The sequence below is a fragment of the Nocardia amamiensis genome (assembly GCF_015477605.1).
Taxonomy (GTDB): Bacteria; Actinomycetota; Actinomycetes; order Mycobacteriales; family Mycobacteriaceae; genus Nocardia; species Nocardia amamiensis_A.
Window position 1 is genome coordinate 12,932 of sequence record NZ_JADLQX010000036.1, and the last position, 16,771, is coordinate 29,702.

18 protein-coding genes are annotated in these 16,771 nt (G+C 66.2%); 11 read left to right on the forward strand and 7 right to left on the reverse strand.

What is annotated here, in order from left to right:
* The first annotated feature begins 124 nt into the window (after positions 1-124).
* Positions 125-352: a hypothetical protein gene (locus tag IU459_RS31490; RefSeq protein WP_195133235.1), complete on the forward strand. Its 228-nt coding sequence runs from the start codon at positions 125-127 to the stop codon at positions 350-352.
* Positions 353-402: 50 nt separating this feature from the next.
* Here the strand turns inward: IU459_RS31490 and IU459_RS31495 are convergent, their stop codons facing one another.
* Complete coding sequence (locus tag IU459_RS31495; protein WP_195133236.1) at positions 403-927, reverse strand: hypothetical protein; 525 nt, start codon at positions 925-927, stop codon at positions 403-405.
* Between the two features lie 304 nt (positions 928-1,231).
* Here IU459_RS31495 and IU459_RS31500 point away from each other — a divergent pair, with 304 nt between their 5' ends.
* The 3 genes from IU459_RS31500 (at position 1,232) to IU459_RS31510 (ending at position 3,394) form a co-directional block, all read left to right on the forward strand.
* Positions 1,232-2,065, forward strand: a complete 834-nt coding sequence (locus tag IU459_RS31500) for an NAD(P)H-binding protein (RefSeq protein WP_195133237.1) — start codon at positions 1,232-1,234, stop codon at positions 2,063-2,065.
* Between the two features lie 68 nt (positions 2,066-2,133).
* Entirely contained in the window at positions 2,134-2,829 is a 696-nt protein-coding gene (locus tag IU459_RS31505) for an NAD(P)-dependent oxidoreductase (RefSeq protein ID WP_195133238.1), read from the forward strand.
* A 79-nt stretch (positions 2,830-2,908) separates the two neighbouring features.
* Complete coding sequence (locus tag IU459_RS31510) at positions 2,909-3,394, forward strand: MarR family winged helix-turn-helix transcriptional regulator (RefSeq protein WP_195133239.1); 486 nt, start codon at positions 2,909-2,911, stop codon at positions 3,392-3,394.
* A 68-nt stretch (positions 3,395-3,462) separates the two neighbouring features.
* Here IU459_RS31510 and IU459_RS31515 read toward each other — a convergent pair whose 3' ends face one another.
* Positions 3,463-3,918 (reverse strand): MarR family winged helix-turn-helix transcriptional regulator, encoded by a 456-nt coding sequence (locus IU459_RS31515; RefSeq protein WP_195133240.1) that lies wholly within the window; start codon positions 3,916-3,918, stop codon positions 3,463-3,465.
* A gap of 135 nt (positions 3,919-4,053) precedes the next feature.
* Between IU459_RS31515 and IU459_RS31520 the strand changes: the two genes are divergently transcribed.
* The gene (locus IU459_RS31520; RefSeq protein ID WP_195133241.1) at positions 4,054-4,521 is read left to right on the forward strand and encodes an SPW repeat protein; all 468 of its coding nucleotides are present in this window, start codon (positions 4,054-4,056) and stop codon (positions 4,519-4,521) included.
* Between the two features lie 309 nt (positions 4,522-4,830).
* On the opposite strand, the gene IU459_RS31525 is transcribed toward IU459_RS31520, so the two are convergent.
* The gene (locus IU459_RS31525) at positions 4,831-5,580 is read right to left on the reverse strand and encodes an SDR family oxidoreductase (RefSeq protein WP_195133242.1); all 750 of its coding nucleotides are present in this window, start codon (positions 5,578-5,580) and stop codon (positions 4,831-4,833) included.
* A 124-nt stretch (positions 5,581-5,704) separates the two neighbouring features.
* Positions 5,705-6,520 (reverse strand): NAD(P)H-binding protein, encoded by an 816-nt coding sequence (locus IU459_RS31530; RefSeq protein WP_195133243.1) that lies wholly within the window; start codon positions 6,518-6,520, stop codon positions 5,705-5,707.
* Between the two features lie 178 nt (positions 6,521-6,698).
* On the opposite strand from IU459_RS31530, the gene IU459_RS31535 reads away from it, so the two are divergent.
* Positions 6,699-7,124 carry a nuclear transport factor 2 family protein gene (locus IU459_RS31535; RefSeq protein ID WP_228838799.1) on the forward strand — a complete coding sequence of 142 codons (426 nt, stop codon included), beginning with the start codon at positions 6,699-6,701 and terminating at the stop codon, positions 7,122-7,124.
* 58 nt (positions 7,125-7,182) lie between these two features.
* Positions 7,183-7,830: a GNAT family N-acetyltransferase gene (locus tag IU459_RS31540; RefSeq protein WP_195133245.1), complete on the forward strand. Its 648-nt coding sequence runs from the start codon at positions 7,183-7,185 to the stop codon at positions 7,828-7,830.
* A gap of 21 nt (positions 7,831-7,851) precedes the next feature.
* Here IU459_RS31540 and IU459_RS31545 read toward each other — a convergent pair whose 3' ends face one another.
* Complete coding sequence (locus tag IU459_RS31545; protein ID WP_195133246.1) at positions 7,852-8,775, reverse strand: hypothetical protein; 924 nt, start codon at positions 8,773-8,775, stop codon at positions 7,852-7,854.
* A 142-nt stretch (positions 8,776-8,917) separates the two neighbouring features.
* On the opposite strand from IU459_RS31545, the gene IU459_RS31550 reads away from it, so the two are divergent.
* Together IU459_RS31550 and IU459_RS31555 are read left to right on the forward strand one after the other, a co-directional pair.
* Positions 8,918-9,643, forward strand: coding sequence for a TetR/AcrR family transcriptional regulator (locus tag IU459_RS31550; RefSeq protein ID WP_195133247.1), 726 nt, complete (start codon positions 8,918-8,920; stop codon positions 9,641-9,643).
* 392 nt (positions 9,644-10,035) lie between these two features.
* Positions 10,036-12,192 (forward strand): acyltransferase family protein, encoded by a 2,157-nt coding sequence (locus IU459_RS31555; RefSeq protein WP_195133248.1) that lies wholly within the window; start codon positions 10,036-10,038, stop codon positions 12,190-12,192.
* A gap of 62 nt (positions 12,193-12,254) precedes the next feature.
* Here the strand turns inward: IU459_RS31555 and IU459_RS31560 are convergent, their stop codons facing one another.
* Positions 12,255-15,071, reverse strand: a complete 2,817-nt coding sequence (locus tag IU459_RS31560; RefSeq protein ID WP_195133249.1) for an aminotransferase class I/II-fold pyridoxal phosphate-dependent enzyme — start codon at positions 15,069-15,071, stop codon at positions 12,255-12,257.
* Between the two features lie 115 nt (positions 15,072-15,186).
* On the opposite strand from IU459_RS31560, the gene IU459_RS40545 reads away from it, so the two are divergent.
* Both IU459_RS40545 and IU459_RS38845 read left to right on the forward strand, forming a co-directional pair.
* Positions 15,187-15,321, forward strand: a complete 135-nt coding sequence (locus IU459_RS40545; protein ID WP_440446548.1) for an ATP-binding cassette domain-containing protein — start codon at positions 15,187-15,189, stop codon at positions 15,319-15,321.
* 326 nt (positions 15,322-15,647) lie between these two features.
* Positions 15,648-15,845, forward strand: coding sequence for a hypothetical protein (locus tag IU459_RS38845; protein WP_228838800.1), 198 nt, complete (start codon positions 15,648-15,650; stop codon positions 15,843-15,845).
* A 344-nt stretch (positions 15,846-16,189) separates the two neighbouring features.
* Here IU459_RS38845 and IU459_RS31575 read toward each other — a convergent pair whose 3' ends face one another.
* Positions 16,190-16,654 (reverse strand): hypothetical protein, encoded by a 465-nt coding sequence (locus IU459_RS31575; protein ID WP_195133250.1) that lies wholly within the window; start codon positions 16,652-16,654, stop codon positions 16,190-16,192.
* Positions 16,655-16,771 lie beyond the last annotated feature (117 nt).

A 16,771-nucleotide genomic window follows, 5' to 3' on the forward strand; every position in this document is an offset into this window, starting at 1 on the left:
GCGCCGCCGCAGCTGCGACGGTCGACGACGGCCGCGGTCGCGCGTGCGGTGCGCATGGGCGGGTATCGCTCATGCTGGACACTCCATTTCGCCGCTGCATCCGGGACGACCGAAGGAGGGCACCATGTCGGCGCAGCACCGCAGATATCTCATCGTTCTGGAGCCGGGAGCCATCGGAGGCGGCGCCGCTCCGAAGGCCGTTCGGCGGGATTTCTTCGAGTGGCTGGAAACAACCGATGCCAAGGTCGACCAGGACGGCGGCGCCAATCGGCTGGTCGTCAACGCTTCGCTGGAAGTAGCCGAACGAATCAGAGACCTCGACTACGTCCTCCGGGTCGAGCCGTACGCGTAGCGAACCCGACGGCCGGCTGCCGCGGGTTCTCATACCTCCCCATCGAAGAATCAGTCCTCGTGCACGGTGACGACCACCGCTATGTCGCCGTAGGGCGCCGCACCCAGGGCCAACCTGTGCGCCAGGCGTGCCAGGCCGACTCGCTTCGCGTATTTCGTGCGGATGCCTGCCTGCACCTTGTCGAACAGTGGGCCGGTACGCACCGATTCGGCGGTGCCGTAATGCTGCCGTGATCCCAGGGCGGGGCTGCCTCGCCAGTCGCCGGCCTGCACGATGACTCGCCAGTCGTGAGCCAGGTGTTGCGCTTCGGCCGACTGTGATGAGACCGGGAATGCCAGCCGCCCGTAGCCGGCCGATACCACCAAATGCTTGACGGTTCCCGAGCGCTGAGGGGCGGTCGGGTAAGTCACCAGCACGGTATGCGCATCCCACCACAGTATTCCGGGGTCCCACTCGCGCGGTCGCTCCGGCACCGCGTGTGCGCGGCGCGCGGCTCGAGCCGCGATATCACCGCTGACGACATGGCCCGGAACTCCGCTGCCGACTAAGGAACTGCTGTTCGCCTGGTATGTCAATGCAGGAACCTCCGGGACAGGGGTGCTCCGTGGACGCATTCCGTTCGCCGCCATCACTGGGAGCATCGCGGCGCCGTTCTCCGGCTCCGGCGCGGATGTTGGAACGCGCCGCTTCTCTACACCTTGATCCAGAAAATCTAGAAATCCATAGATTTCGTATACCACTCGGGGAGATGGAAGCAAGGACCAGCGCTCGCCGGGGAGTGTCGCGGCAGTGACTCGGATATTACGAAACTCATATTGACCTGACACTGAGCAGATGTACTATCTATCTCATACAATATGAGATTGATAGGAGTTGGCCATGTACTTGATCACCGGCGCGACCGGCAATATCGGCCGCCCGCTCGTCAGCACTTTGCTTTCCGCCGGAACGAGAGTCCGCGCGGTCTCCCGGCAGCCCGTCGCCGACTTTTCCGAAGGAGTTGAGGTCGTGCCCTTCGACGAGGTGAGCGGCGCCTTTCGGGGAGTCGAAAGCCTCTTCGTCCACCCGCGGGCAAGCAAAGATCAGGTCGGCGAACTGCTGGAGCTCGCAGCCGCATTCGGTGTCGGGCGGGTGGTCGTCATGTCGGCCTGCAACGCCGACGACGAACCCGCTCATCAGCCGTCGCGGTACAACGGTGACCGCAACACGGAGGTGGAGCAAGCCGTCGTCGCCAGCGGACTGCCGTGGGTGAGCGTGCGACCGAGTTCCTTCGCCTTGAACACCGTGGCGATGTGGCGCAAGCAGGTGGCCGGTGGGGACACCGTGTTCGGCCCGTACGCGTCCTTCGCCGAGGCGGTCATCCACGAACAGGATGTCGCGGACGTCATCGCACGCGCCATGTCCGACGACGGCCTGCTCGGCCGCCGCATAACGATCACCGGTCCCGAGGCGCTGAGCTCGGCGCGGATGGTCGCCGTCATCGGTGAGGTGATCGGCAGACCGCTTCGCTACCAGCAGGTTCCGGCGGAAACAGCCGCGCGCGCAATGATCGAGCACGGTCTCGGCGAGCGGTTCGTGCTCGCGCTCATGGACCGCTACGCCCGCGAACTCGACCGAACGCCGACGGTCACCGACGAGGTCGACGCGATTCTCGGACGCCCGGCGCGCTCATACGCGACCTGGGTCGCTGATCACCAGGAGGAGTGGTCGTGACCATACCTCCGCACTCACACGTTCGAGCGTCGCTTCCCGGCGCACCGCACAAATCAGAAGGAATATCCATGCGTCTCATCGTTTTCGGAGCAAACGGTCCCACCGGGCGGCTGTTGACCGCCCAGGCCCTCGCGGCCGGGCATGACGTCGTCGCCGTCACTCGCAATCCTCGGAATTTCCCACTCGAGCACGACCGGCTCACGACGTTCGAGGGCGACGTCCACGTCCAGGAGACGGTCGAGACCGCGATCGCGGGCAGCGACGTGGTGTTGTCGGCACTCGGTGTGCCCTATAGCAAGCAACCGATCACGACGTATTCGGCCGGTGTCGCCAATATCGTCGCCGCCATGCGCAGGCACGGGGTACGCCGCATCGCGGTGGTCTCGTCCAGCGCCGTGGATCCGAAACCGTACGCGGACGCGGGCTTCCTGTTCAATCGTGTCCTGCAGCCGTACCTCACGCGGGTCGTGGGCAAGACCCTCTACGACGATATGCGTGCGATGGAATCCCTGCTCACCGCGACCGAACTCGACTGGACGGTCGTGCGCCCCAGCGGCCTGTACACCTCCTCGCTCGTCACCGACTACACAGTCGTGGAAGGCCACGCCGAGGGCCGGTTCACCTCCCGGGCGGACCTTGCCGCCTGCCTGCTCCGGCTCGCCGGCGACGACCGATACATACAGAAGATCGTCAGCGTCGTCACCATGTCGGGCAATCCCGGCCTGCTGCGACTGATCCGTACCGAGGCGCTCGGTAAGCACTGAGCGCTCGAGCGATATCCGGTTCCACTTAGTGGTTGCGTATAATACGGAAACCATACGAAGAGTCGTAAAGGTGACTTGAATGAGTTCCGTAGTGGATCCGGCCGCGGCTCGGCGACACCGGCGGCTGGTGACGTCGGTCAAAGAGGCGCTACGCGATCTGAATACGCAGCTGGCACTGCTGAACCGTCGGTTCGGCAACAAGGTGGAACTGAAAGACGTCGACTGGACCTGCCTGGATCTGGTCAACCGGCACGGGCCGCTGACCCCGACGGCGTTGGCGGCGCGGGCCGGTCTGCACCCGGCGACGTTGACCGGCATTCTCGACCGACTGCAGCGTGGCGGGTGGGTGGTGCGGGAGCGCGATCTCGAGGGCGCCGATCGGCGCGCGGTCACCGTGCGAGCGCTCCACGACCGAAACTCGGAGCTCTACCGCGTATTCGCTGGAATGAACGGCCGGATGGACGCCATCTGCGACGGCTACACCGATGCCGAACTCGAACTCATCGCGGAATTCCTCCGGCGTACCGCGACCGCCGGCCACGAGTCCGCCGACGAGCTTGCCTGACCGCAAACCCTCGAATTCGAGCGTTTCAGGTAATCCAGCCGCACTGGTGGGGCGGCAGCCCGCTCGGCCTATGCCTGAACCGGGCAATACTCACCCGCCGCAGGGTCGATCAGCGCGCCGATGAGAGGCGCCAGTCGCTGCAGGTCTTCCAGGTGTGTGGCGCTGAGCCGGGCGAGGATTTCCTTGCCCGCCTCGGTCAGGGTGAGACGGACGACCCGACGGTCCTTGCCCTGGCCCCGGTTGCGGGCGACGAGGCCGAGTTGCTCGGTGCGATCGATCAGTTGCACCACGCTGTGGTGCCGGGTGTCCAGATATCCAGCGACTTCTCCCACGCTGGGCCCGTCCGGACCGGGATGCCCGCCGATCGCCAGCAGCAGTTGGTGCTGAGTGTCGGTGAGTCCCACTACGGCTGCCCGCCGCTCACTCCCGCGCAAGAACTGGCGAAGGCCGGCTCGGAACGTCAGCAGCCTCGAATACTCCTGGTTGGTGAGATCTTCCGGCGATGACGTGGACCCCTGTGTCATACAGTGATAATATCACAGAGTGATATATATTCGAGGTGGCGATAGAGATCGGAGTCGCGTTCCACCGTGACCGATCGCAGGCCGCCCCGGCTCGAAAGTCTCGATTCGCACACTTAGTCCGAAGGGTGGAAAACCATGACTAGTGAGACTGTGAGCATGGCCCGGCATCCCGACATCGTGGAGTTGCGGGAGAAGTACGAGCTCGCCTCGGAGGCGCCGGCTGCTCAGGTGGTTGCCGGCTTGATGTTCCTGACCGGGCTCTACATCGCGATTTCTCCGTGGGTAGTCGGATTCAACGGATTCCCGACTTTGACCGGGAACAATCTCATCGTCGGTATCGCCCTCGCGATGCTGGCTCTCGGGTTCGCCTCGGTGTACGGACGGACCCACGGCATCGTCTGGGCTGCTCCGCTGATCGGCGTGTGGACGATCGTCGCTCCCTGGATCGTCAGCGGCAATGTCGACACCGCATCGACGATCTGGAGCAACTGCGTGGCCGGCGCGGTCGCCGTACTGCTCGGTCTGGGCTCGATGCTCCTCGGGATGAGGCGGACCGAAGGATTTCAGGGCCGGGCACCTGGCGCGGGTGCACGTCGAACCTGACCGTCTTGCAGGCTTCCGCAGCGGGATGGTGCGGGCAGTCGGGTAACCAAGTCCACCACGCGAAACCCGAGAGCTGGAAGCCTCTGCTCGACACCGGTCGTTTGCGAGACGCCCTGCGCGGCGAGGTGTTCTGCAGAGCCTCAACGGGACGCGCTCGCAGCGACCGGCTGCGAGCGGGCAACGGGAGCCTCCTTCGCCGTCGGCGCCGGTCTCGGGGACCGTCTCGAGTTTCGAGATCGGTCTGCTGTGGCCGGTCTGATCCGCGCCGCGGTGACGTGCTGGGGTTGCCGTTCGCCTTCGAAGGGCTGGCTATCGGGCGCCGGCTGCCAGCCAGTCGTCGAAGGTTGTCGGGGCGATGCGGGCGTTCTGGCCGGGCAGCAACACATTGCCGGCCATCGACTCGTCAAGGGGACCCGACCACGTGGGCACCAGCTTCACCTCCCGGCCGAGAACGTCGTTGGTGCGGCGGGCCATGTCGACCAGGTCTTGCGGCTCAGGGCCGGCGACGTCGACGTAGCGGCCCTGCGGCTGCCCTGTGGCGACCTCGGCCAAGACCTGCGCTATGTCGTCGGGTGCGATCGGCTGAATGAGCAGCGGGGCGATGGTGGCGACGCCATCACGCTCGGTCCAGCTGGTAGCCAACGCCGCAAAGTCGTGAAATTGCGTGGCAGGCACAATCGTCCACGGCACCCGGCCCTCCTCGACGAGGCGCTCTTGCTCGCGCTTGCCCCAGTAGTGGGCAGTACCGCCTTCGATCCGGTGGATTCCGACGATCGACAGCAGCACATGGTGACGCACGCCAGCGCGCTCCTCGGCGGCGAGAAGATTTCTCGTGGTGGCGCCGAAAAAGGCGCGAGTCTCGGCCGGGCTGATCGGCGGCGAGCTGATGGCGTCGACAACCGCGTCAACCCCTTCCAGCGCCGCGTCCAAACCCTGACCGGTAACCAAATCAACGCCGAGAGAGCGGCTGATGCGTACCACCGCGTGCCCCTCCCGCTCCAGGAACGAGGCAGTGCGGGCACCGATATTGCCGGTCGCACCGGCTACAGCGATTCGCATGGTGAGCCTCCTTCGGAGGGAGTGGTGACAGTGCGTAACGAGTCGCTCACGCCCGACTGTATCGGCCGCGGTCGCCAGTGTGGCTGGGTAGGCAGTGTGTCGCTGCGGACCCGCCGTGGGACGATCAGCGGAAGGCGTCGGCGTGGGCCGTGGCCCATTCTCCGAACGTGCGCGGCGCGCGGCCGATGACCTCTTGGACCGTTGGGCGGACGATGGATTCGTCGATGGCTCCGTTTACGTAGAAGTCGAAGAACGCGTCCACGTACTCCACGGGAGTGGTTCGGAGCATGTCGGCGCGTGCCTCGTCATCGGTGAGGCCCTGGCAGGTGAGGTCGCGGCCGGTGGCCTCGGCCAGGATCGCGACCTGCTCGGCGGGTGTGAGCGGCTCCGGGCCGGTGGGCCAGAGGATTTCGCCTTGATGACTGTTTGCGCGCAGTACCGTGGCGGCAACCGCGCCGAGGTCCTGCGGATCCAGAGCGGCCGTGCGAACCTCGGGAAACGGCGCGCGAATCACGTCCCCGTCGCGCAGCTGGGGGAGCCAGCGCAGGGCATTGGACGCGAAGGCGCAGGGCCGCAGGATGGTCCATGCCGCACCGCATTCGGTGGCCTCCTGCTCGGAGGCCATCATGTAGCGGGTGATGGCGTTGGAGGTGTCGCCGGTACCCGCGGAAACACCCGAGAGCTGCACGATGTGCTCGACGCCCGCCTTTGCGGCCGCCTGCGCGACCCCTGGATAGCCGGGCAGCAGGAACAGCGCGCGCACCCCGTCGAAACTCAGCGTCTCGGGCGATGTGAGATCGCCCGCCATGGCTTCCACCCCTTCGGGCACAACGGCGCGCTGGGGATCGCGCATCAGCGCCCGCACCGGTGCTCCGGCCGCGGCCAGGGCCTGCACAACTTCCGCGCCGACATTGCCGGTCGCTCCTGTCACGAGGATCATTCCGCCAATCTTCGCAGCCCTCAGCTGATTTCACGCCTACCGTTGCATGTTCCTGCAGCAGACTGTGCAACCTCTGCTCTTCATCGGTGCGGCGATTCGGCCCGGTGCAGGTTTATGCAGCCAATCGTGCAGCTTGTCCTCTTCCGCTCGTGATCGGCGGGCGGGGAGCATGTGCGGTATGGATCGCCTGGATGTCATCGACACCTGCACACGCATGGCCTGGCATGCCGACCATCGGGAATGGGACGAACTCGCCGACGTTTTCGCCAACCAGGTACGACTGGACTACACCAGTCTCAACGGCGGGGAACCGGTCACGCTCGCTCCGGCGCAGATCGCCGCCGCGTGGCAGGACACTCTCGGCGGGTTCGAGGCCACCCAGCATCTGCTCGGCAATCACCTGGTCACCATCGACGGCGACAGGGCGGTGTGCACCGCCTCCTTCCAGGCCACCCACCGCAGGTCCGAGGCGTTCGGCGCGTCGCTGTGGACACTGGGCGGCACCTACCGTTTCGATCTCGTGCGTTCCGGCGGCGACTGGAGGATCAGCGGTGTGGTGATGACGGCGGTGTGGGGCGACGGGAATCGAGGACTGCTGCCGTGAGAACCGTCGCCGACCGCGTCCTCACCCAGCGGCGGTAGGGCTGACAAGGAAGCCGGACATGGAGATTCGTCAATTCAAGGCAGCCGATCGATCGGAGCTTCGGGAGTTGTTCGCTCGGGCGGGTGCAGGCTCGCCCGTCGCCGCCCTGTGGGGTGATCCGGAATCCGAGGCGTCGATCTACCTCGATCCATACCTGGATCTGGAACCCGAGTCCGTGTTCCTGGCGGTCGCGGGAGGCAAGCTGGTCGGATACCTGACGGGCTGTCTGGACAGCTCGAAGTTTCCCAGTGAGGCCGAGCGGATCGAGCGGGCGATCCGCACCTACCGATTGTTCGTCCGCCCGACGCCGGCCAGGTTCTTCGGCCGCGCCATGGTCGACACCCTCGCGGCGGCGATCAGCCGTCAGCCGACCGCGGGTGATTTCCAAGACTCGCGGTGGCCAGCGCATCTGCACATCGCAGTGGCGCCCGACGCGCGCGGCACCGGCGCGGCCGCCGCTCTCATGGACCGGTGGTTCGCGCGGCTCAACGAGAACGGCTCGCCCGGCTGTCATTTGCAGACCCAGGTCGAAAACACACGAGCGCTTCGGTTCTTCGCCCGGATGGGGTTCACTCCGATCGGTCCGACCCCGCTGATTCCCGGAATGCGCTACCAGGGCGAGCGAGTTCACCAGCAGGCCATGGTCCGCCCGGGCGAGCAGAGATAAGGTCGCACGATCCCCTGTGGGTCAGAGCCAGTGGCGTTCCTTGGCCAGCAGGGCGGCCTGGAATCGGGTGCGCGCGCCGAGCCGGTCCATCAGCTCGGCGACATGGGTCCGGAACTTGCGTACCGAGACATTGAGTGCGCGTGCCGCCGATTCGTCGGTGTCATGGCAGGTCAGCGCCTGCAGGACGCGGTGCTCGAAGGGTGAGACCGGCAGTTCGTCCACGTTGTGGCCGCGTTCCCAGATGCCGTCGAACACCTCCGCGAGTATCTGGACCACACCGGTACGGCGGATTTGCAGCAGACCGGCTGCCGGTTCGGAGAGATCGGCCGGTACAAAGGCGACCGACCGGTTGACCACCGTCAGCGGCCAGACCGGTTCCGCCGTGACCCTATGCATTTCGCCGAGGGCATGCCGGCGTCGCGCGTGGGCCGCCTGCCGGGGATCCGTCAAGGCGTGCGCGGGGAACAGGATGCGGCTGCTCAGTCCGGCCATCAGCAGGCGCCCGTGCCGAGTGGGGACGTGCCCGTGCAGCGCATGGGTTCGCAGGGACGACAACTCACCGGGATGATCGATCAGCAGCGCGTTGATGCGCCGCGCGGCCTCCGGTCCGTTCGACAGCTGCTCGATCATGCCCGTGGGCAAGCCGGTGCGCTGCTCCTCGGTCAACTCCCGCAGGGCGTCCCAGGCGGCGGCGAGTCCGTCGAACTGCCTTTGCGCCTGCGTGATTCGCCGCCGCACCAGCAGATCGACCGCGGCCGCCGGTGGTACCGCGGTCAGGTTCTCGTCCACCAAACCCAGAGTGCGCAACTCGGTGATCACGTTCCGCGCGCCGGAGTCGACCTGGCTCGCGCCGCCCGCATGCGAGGTGCTGCCGGGGCGGGTGCGCAGCAGATGACGGTACACCCGCTCCTGTTCGGTGGACAGCCCCAGGCTGGCGAGACTCATGCTACGTGCCTGGCGCACGGCCGATTCGGATGTCTTGTCGGTACTGCCATGGTGCAACCACCCCGGATGGCGATGAGGGAAGAGTTTGCGTATAATATACGCAAAGAGTATGTCATACGCAATTGGATCGAGGGGAGCGGACATGGCCGATGAGCCACCGCGCGTTGCTCGACTGCTGTGGTCGGGAGATCAACGCTCGGGCCGCGGCCGCCGACCGGCATTGAGCCTGGACCGTATCGTCGGTGCGGCCATCGCCATCGCCGATGCGGAAGGCATCGGAGCGCTCTCGATGCAACGGGTCGCCAATCAGCTCGACGCCGCGACCATGTCGCTGTATCGGCACGTGGCCAGCAAAGACGAACTCGTAGCGCTGATGCTCGACACCACGATGGCCGGCCCACCCGAGCTTCCCCGCGGCGACTGGCGTGCGGCACTGGAGCATTGGGCTCGCCGGACCCGCGATTTGTACCTGCGTCACCCCTGGGTGCTGGCGATCGGCGCGAGCAACCGCTGGATGGGCCCGAACGAGGCCGCGTGGGGTGAGGCCGCGATGGCGGCGCTGCTCGATGCCGGGCTGGCGCCGCACGGCATCGCCGACATCGTCCTGTCCATCAATGCTTTCGTCGGCGGCGTCGCCCGCCTGGAAATCGATCCGACCCGGGGCCGTGAGGCGGCTGGGCACGTCGGCCCGGTCCTCGATCCTGCGATGATCCACCAGTACGGGCAGCCGGAGCGCTACCCGGCCTTGCTGGCCATGCTCACCGCAGGTCCTGCCGGCGACCGCGACATCCGTGCGGTCGCCGAGGGCGTGTTCGAGTTCGGGCTCGCCAAACTGCTCGACGGCATTGCCATACATCTCACTGCTTGATCCACGCCCGCTGAACGGGCATGGATCTGGACACGATCGCCATACTTGTTGAGCGAGAAAGCGGTCCAATCGATCGCGAGCCCGATGAGATGACCATTCATTCGGCCGTCGCTACCCGGCATTCTTCCCGCAGCCGGTCGCAGCGCTCACTACACATCAGGTAAGAGGACTCGAGGTCGAGCGAACAAGTACGTCAGAATACGAAACATTGAATTGCTCATTGCGAGGTAGAACTATCCGGAGCCTCCGATCATCCGCAGTTCGAACCGCTGCCGACGCATAGTGAAATCCCGATACCGAACTCAGTCTGCCGGTGGGCCTAAATATCGCAGAAACCCGGTACACGGTGAGTTGCCGTGACATAGCCAGCGAGATCTATAACAATGCCGCCCATGACGGTGGCGGCGAGCGGCGGATTGCTGGTTCGGCGGCCTGATGAGGCGCCCGAGGCGATATCGCGCGGGATATTTCGGCCCGACATCGAGGGCTTGCGAGCAGTCGCCGTACTGGCCGTCGTGCTTTTTCATACGAACCTGCCCGGGGTCGGGGGCGGATTCGTTGGTGTCGACGTATTTTTCGTTATTTCCGGCTTTCTCGTCACCGGAATCCTCTGGCGGGAGGCGGCTGCCACCGGCGCTGTCGGGCTGGTCCGGTTCTATGGCGCGCGGGCCCGCCGTCTGCTGCCCGCGGCGGGTGTCGTGCTGGTTGCCACCGCGGTCGGCGCGGCCGTACTGTTGCCGCCGCTGCAAGCCCGCCAGGTCCTCGGCGACGCGATCGCCGGCGCTTTGTACGCCGGGAACTATCGGTTCGCGCTGCACGGCACCGACTACCTTGCCGGCGATACGCTTCCGTCGCCGTTTCAGCACTTCTGGTCGCTCGGTGTGGAGGAGCAGTTCTATCTGCTGTGGCCCGCTCTGATCGCTGTCACGGCCTGGTTCGCGCGGCGGCGCCGGATCGGATCGGCCGCTGTGTTCCCGTATCTGAGCGTTCTTGCGGCGGTCGCCGCGCTCTCCTTGGCGATCTCGCTGATCTGGACCCGCACGCTGCCACCGTGGGCGTACTTCTCGCTGCCGGCGCGGGCCTGGGAGTTGGGCACCGGCGGCATGATCGCGTTGTCGGCCGGCGCGTGGTCCCGGCTGCCGAAATCGGTCGCCGCCCCTGCCGGATGGATCGGCCTGGTCCTGATCGTCGCGGCGTGTACCCAGCTGAACGGGAGCACACCGTATCCGGGCACCGCGGCCCTGCTGCCCGTCCTCGGTACCGCACTGGTGATCGTATCCGGTTGTGTAGAAACACGATTCGGGGTTGGTCGCGGACTGACGCTGCGTCCGATGCGTGCGGTCGGCCGGGTGTCGTACTCCTGGTATCTGTGGCACTGGCCGGTATTACTGCTCGCGCCGCGCGTGCTCGGTCACCAGCTCGGCTGGAGTGGCTCGATCGGCGCGGTCATGATGGCGGGCGGACTCGCCATGCTCACGTTGTGGCTGGTCGAGAATCCGGTCCGCTTCGCCGCCCCGTTGCGAAGGTCGGCCGCACGCAGCCTCGCCTGTGGCGGCGCGATCACCGCGGTCGCCGCTTGTCTGGCACTGATGCTGCTCGTGCTCATTCCCGTACCGGTCGGCCGTGGCGCGGCGGCCCCGGCCCTCACGCTCGCCACGCCGGCCACTTCCGGCGGCGACGCGCGCGACGCGGCGGTCCGGCAGTTGACCGACCAGACGCAGGCCGCAGTTGCTGCCTCGGCCGAAATCCGAGCTGTCCCTTCGAATCTCACCCCGTCGCTCGCCGACGCGCCCGGCGACAAGGCAGGGGTGTTCCTCGACGGCTGCGTGCGGTCGTGGCGCGACGTGGGACAGGCCGAGTGCGCGTCCGGCGATCCGGACTCGGCCACGACGGTGGCCTTGGTCGGCGATTCCCATGCGGCGATGTGGCATCCGGCGTTCGAGCCGATCGCCGCCCAGCGGCACTGGCGGCTGGAGACCATGGCCAAGGTCACCTGCCCGTTGCTCGGCCTGCCCATCAGCAGCCCTTATCTGGGCCGGGAGTACACCGAATGCGAGCAGTGGCGCGACCAGGTCCTGACCCGGCTGCGGGCCGAACGCCCCCGGCTGATCGTGGTGAGCATGTCCCGGCGCTACGGCGCCGACTTCGGTTTCGTCTCCTACGACCAGGCCTGGATCGACAGCCTGAACCGTCTGGTCGGCCAGCTGCGAGCGACCGGAGCGGCGGTCCTCGTACTCGGGGCGATCCCCGATCCGCACACCACCGTGCCTGCGTGCCTGTCCGACCATATCGACAATGCCGCGGCATGCACGCCGGCACGTCCGGTCGCGGTCGATGACGCGGGTATCGCGGCCGAGCAGGCCGCAGCCACCGCAGGCGGCGGCCAGTATGCCGATCTGACCTCGCTGTTCTGCACCACCACCCGCTGCCCCCTCATCATCGGTGACAACCTGGTGTACCGCGACGACAATCACCTCACCGTCAGCTACGCCAGAACACTCGGACCGGTCATCGCCGCACTCGCCGACCGTGCGCTCGCCGACGGCTGAGCCGACGACCAGCACCGCCGCAGCCAGGGGCCGCTCGAAAGCACATCACCTGGATTGGGCATTCATCGCCGTAGCAGACCACTACTCGAGCCGGCGACCAGTGCCTCATCCGGAGCTGCCGACGGCGCACCGCCGGACGCCACGACACTTGCGTGCCGAGCCGCGGCCAGGCGCGCGAGCGCGGCCTCGGTGAAGACCGACAACCCGAGGTCGGGGTTGTATCCGTGAATCTCCTTGACGTCGAGCTCGGCCAGGAAATACAGGATCTCCGTCGAGATGACCTGCCCCGGGACCAGCACCGGGAAGCCGGGCGGGTAGGGGACGACGAAGGTGGCCGACACCAGGGGTTTCCCCTTGGCGAGCCGCCGCCCGGCGTCGCCGAGCAAGACGTGTTCGCGGTCGGACTCCTCGTACCCGGCGTAGAAGGCCGATCGCATGTCGCCGAACGAGCTGGCGCCGTCGGGACGAAACGCGCTGTCGAACTCGCTGAAGTCGGGCAGCGCAGGCAGATCCTTGGTGATCTCGTCGACCCGGCGCTGCTGCAGGGCGCGATCGGCCTTGCCGTGCCCGCCCCGGCTGCTCTCGAAGTCGGTGGCCACCCGCCGCAGCACGTCGAGCAGGTAGTGCACGCTCGACCAGGTGACGCCGATCGTGAAGATCAAGAGCACACTGTTGATCGAGGTCTTGTTGATCTGGATGCCGAACCGGTCCATCAGGATCTTCTCGCGGAAGTCGTACCCGTTCATGCCGGTCTTGCCGATGAACAGGGTGACCCGGGTCGGGTCGAGCACGAACTGATCGGACCGCCACGCCTCGTTCCACTCTGCCAGGCCACCCTGCCTGACCTGCCGGTACGACCTGACTTCGGACGCACGGAACTCGTCGGGCACCAGGTCGTCCTCGTCGAGGATGCGGAACCATTTGCCGATCAGCCGGTCTTTGCGGACGCGGTGCCGGAACACCAGCGCCATGTCGTAGACGTGCCGGACCAGCTGGAAGCCCTCGATGTCGACCTGCCGACGCGCCAAGTCCAGCGATGCCAGGAGTTGCTGGTTCGGCGACGTCGAGGTGTGGGTCAGAAACGCCTCGGCGAACGCCTCGCGGACGAGAGGTTTGAAATCCTGGTCGCGGACATGGATCATCGACGCCTGCCGAAGCGCGGACAGCGACTTGTGAGTGGAATGCGTCGCATACACGCGTACCCGCGCCCGCCCGGGGTCGGGCAGCAGCCGGTGGTCGCTCCACTCGGCACGGTCGACTCCCTGCATCGACGCACGCCACTTGCGGTACTCCTCGGCGTATCCGGGCGACGACAACGCCGATTCGAGTTGCTGGGCGGCAACCATCGCGGTCCGCTGTCGTGCCCACGGCACCGCGGTTGCGAAGGCGTACCACGCCTCGTCCCAGAGGAAGCAGATGTCCGGCTTGATCGCCAGGACCTCCTCCATCACACGCCGGGGGTTGTAGACGATGCCGTCGAACGTGCAGTTGGTCAGCAGCAGCATGCGCACCCGGTCCAGTTGCCCGGCCGCCTCGAGGTCGAGCAGCGCCTTCTTGATGGTGTGCAGGGACACGGCTCCGTAGATCGCGAACGGCTCGAGCGGGTAGGCGTCCAGATACATCGGATACGCCCCGGCGAGCACCAGGCCGTAGTGGTGCGACTTATGGCAATTGCGGTCGATCAGAACGATGTCGCCCGGCCGGGTCAGAGCCTGCACAACAATCTTGTTCGCGGTGGATGTCCCGTTGGTCACGAAGTACGTCTGATCGGCACACCAGGTCTCGGCGGCTTTGTCCATCGCCGCCCTGATCGTGCCGTGTGGGTCCAGCAGCGAGTCCAGCCCGCCGGAGGTGGACGACGTCTCGGCCATGAAGATGTTGCGGCCGTAGAACTCGCCCATGTCCTGCAGCGACTTGGAGTTGAAGATGCTGGCGCCGCGCGCGACGGGAAGGGCGTGGAATTGGCCGACCGGCGCGGCCGCATAGGTACGCAGGGCGTCGAAAAACGGTGTGGCGAACCGGCTCCGGACGCCGGCGAGCACCGTGCTGTACAGGTCGGTGACGTCGTTGAGCCGATAGAACGTGCGATCGTAGACGTCCGCCTCGTCCTCGGTCTCCGCGGCGATCGACTCGTCGGTGAGCAGATACAGGTCGATGTGCGGCCGCAGCTCCCTGATCCACTCGCCACATTCGATCCAGTCGTCGGCGCGGTCGGTGACGACCACGTCGTCGTTCGCCCCGAGCAACGTGGTCATCAACGGCACCCGGTCGCGGGAACGAAGCGGCAGGTCATGCCGGATGATCGCCGCCTGAATCTCGCCGTTCAACGCGACGGCGGTGATGGCGTCCTCGATGCTCGCCACGACGAGCAGCTCGAACTGAACATCGTCGGACGGGTCGCGCAGCGCCCGCAAGCTCTCCGCCAAGCCCTCGGGAGCCTCGGGCGGGGAATCGTCGCCGAGCAGAACGGTGTAGAACTGCTGCTGTTTGGCCCGCGCCACGAGTTCCTGGTCGGCCAACGGCGCGGATGTGTCGAACACGGCCGCGCGGTCGCCGTACTCGGAGAGCAGGCGCACGGCCAGCGACACTTCCTCGGTGAGCCGCACCGTTGCAAGATCGGCGAGATATCCGCGAAACGCCGCTACTCTCGCCGCGCCCGGGTACAACCAGTACCGCTCGTAGGCGGCTAAACGATCGAGCAGGCGCCGCACCCGGGCGGCTTCGTGGCTGGTGTCCAGCCCGGCACCGTTGACATCGGCGAGCCGGCGACACGCGTCGTCGAGCAGATTCCACGTGTCGATTCGCGAGTACGACGGGTTCGCGACCGCCGCCAGCGCGGAAACAGAAAGCCCTTTCGGGCGCTCGCCGTCTCGGTGCATGTCGTCCGTCTCGCCCCCGATCAGTGGGCGAAGTGATCTGTCGAACGCGACAGCTCACCCTGGAACATTCATCCCTGCGAATATTGTGCCCCGCCGAAGATCAAATTCCTAGCCGGTGTTCCGGAAGTCGTGCGGGCGGCTGCTCATCGAGCCTGGTCGGGCTGGTGTCGGTCCTAACGGTGCCGGAAAGACCACCTTGTTCAACTGCCTGACCGGTCGCGGCAAACCCGATTCGGGCACGGTCACGTGAGGTAGCCGACCACCCGGCCGCCGGGTTACCGTTCGGCGCACCCTCGAACGCATCGAGCTTGCCAGTGCCCTGGCCTGCCTGCCGCGCCTGCTGATCGTGGACGAGCCGATCAACGGTCTCAGCCACGGCGAGGTCGCCGAGTTCGCCGCGCTCGTCCGCGCGGGTCTTCGGCTACCTCCCGATCCTGAAGGACGACTCCATCAGCAGGCGGGCGGGCTCTCCGGCGCCCAGCAGCAGATGCTCGCGCTCGGGCGCGCTGATGATGCGGCCGCGGTTGCTGCTGCTCGGCGAGCCGTCGCTCGGTCTGTCGCCTGGTCACCCAGGAGTTGTCCGCCATCATCGCCGCCATCAACAAAGAGGAGAGCACCACCGTGGTGGTCGTCGAGCAGAATGCGCACCTCGCGCTGGCCATCGCCGATCGGGCGCATGTGCTCGAGACGGGCCGGGTGGTGCTGTCGGGCACTCCGGCGCAGATCAATGCCGACGAACAGAACGCTCGCTCCTACCTCGGATGCCAGGTCTGACGCATGAACCAACTACTCGAGTTCGGCGCACTGTTCGCGGCGGCCTACGCGGCACCGTTCCAGCTGGCGCCGTACGTGGACTATCGGCTGGCAGCCCTGCCATCAGTCCGAGGGACGCGCGTTCGCCAGATAGGTCCGCCAGGAACGGCCCGACGCGACGGTGGCGGTGCTCTATCAGAACGACGACTTCGGCAAGGACCTGGTCGACAGCTTCCGCGCGGCGGTGGCAGGCAGCGGGGTGGATCGTAGCCGAGCAGAGCTACAGCGAAGCCCTGGTGGCACCGGCGAGTACTCGCCTGAACTGTGGCGGTCTGGTTAAGGCAGGCGCATCTGCTGAAATGCGTTCACCAATTGTGCTTTGGTATCAGCTCTGACTTTGCTTCTGTGAGGAGGTCGCACTGGAGCGACGAGCAATGCGCCCACCAGTCAGGGTAGGTCACAGGGTCCCGAACGACGTCGTGTAATCCCCGTGCGTGAGCAACTACGCGGTCCCGCAAAGCGTCTGAGCAGACAAGCTCGACACCCTTCTCTGCTAGCCAGACGCTTTCGACGAGTCGCTTCAGATCGGTAGGGGTACCTCCGCGCTCTCGGGTATCGAGTTCTCCCTGCAGTCGCTGTGCTGCCTCGAAGTAGTCGATGATCGCTGACTTCAACTCATCTCTGCGGGCAAGGCGACTCTCCGCGAGAAACTTGAGCTTCGCTGCGCGCGCCGAACTCCGTTGCACCATAACCGTTGCCGATGCGCCAAGCCCCGCGCCGAGTAGCGGCAGCAGGCCCGTAACCAACGTTGAAACGATCCCTGTCGACATGACTTCAGCGTACGAGCCGACGGAGATGGTGCACGCCGGCCTCGCCGCTACACGCTGTTCCCGCGCAATGGTGCCAACTTGTCTGTTTCTTATAACAACTGCGCAAAATCGCTTCCT

Bases quoted from the DNA above. Each gene is read 5' to 3' on its own strand.
- IU459_RS31540 (WP_195133245.1), top strand. From the start codon at position 7,183: ATGGAGATTCGTCAATTCAAGGCAGCCGATCGATCGGAGCTTCGGGAG.
- IU459_RS31505 (WP_195133238.1), top strand. From the start codon at position 2,134: ATGCGTCTCATCGTTTTCGGAGCAAACGGTCCCACCGGGCGGCTGTTG.
- IU459_RS31500 (WP_195133237.1), top strand. From the start codon at position 1,232: ATGTACTTGATCACCGGCGCGACCGGCAATATCGGCCGCCCGCTCGTC.
- IU459_RS31555 (WP_195133248.1), top strand. From the start codon at position 10,036: ATGACGGTGGCGGCGAGCGGCGGATTGCTGGTTCGGCGGCCTGATGAG.
- IU459_RS31490 (WP_195133235.1), top strand. From the start codon at position 125: ATGTCGGCGCAGCACCGCAGATATCTCATCGTTCTGGAGCCGGGAGCC.
- IU459_RS31535 (WP_228838799.1), top strand. From the start codon at position 6,699: ATGGATCGCCTGGATGTCATCGACACCTGCACACGCATGGCCTGGCAT.
- IU459_RS31530 (WP_195133243.1), bottom strand. From the start codon at position 6,520: ATGATCCTCGTGACAGGAGCGACCGGCAATGTCGGCGCGGAAGTTGTG.
- IU459_RS31510 (WP_195133239.1), top strand. From the start codon at position 2,909: ATGAGTTCCGTAGTGGATCCGGCCGCGGCTCGGCGACACCGGCGGCTG.
- IU459_RS31575 (WP_195133250.1), bottom strand. From the start codon at position 16,654: ATGTCGACAGGGATCGTTTCAACGTTGGTTACGGGCCTGCTGCCGCTA.
- IU459_RS31550 (WP_195133247.1), top strand. From the start codon at position 8,918: ATGGCCGATGAGCCACCGCGCGTTGCTCGACTGCTGTGGTCGGGAGAT.
- IU459_RS31520 (WP_195133241.1), top strand. From the start codon at position 4,054: ATGACTAGTGAGACTGTGAGCATGGCCCGGCATCCCGACATCGTGGAG.
- IU459_RS31515 (WP_195133240.1), bottom strand. From the start codon at position 3,918: ATGACACAGGGGTCCACGTCATCGCCGGAAGATCTCACCAACCAGGAG.
- IU459_RS31560 (WP_195133249.1), bottom strand. From the start codon at position 15,071: ATGCACCGAGACGGCGAGCGCCCGAAAGGGCTTTCTGTTTCCGCGCTG.
- IU459_RS31525 (WP_195133242.1), bottom strand. From the start codon at position 5,580: ATGCGAATCGCTGTAGCCGGTGCGACCGGCAATATCGGTGCCCGCACT.
- IU459_RS31545 (WP_195133246.1), bottom strand. From the start codon at position 8,775: ATGAGTCTCGCCAGCCTGGGGCTGTCCACCGAACAGGAGCGGGTGTAC.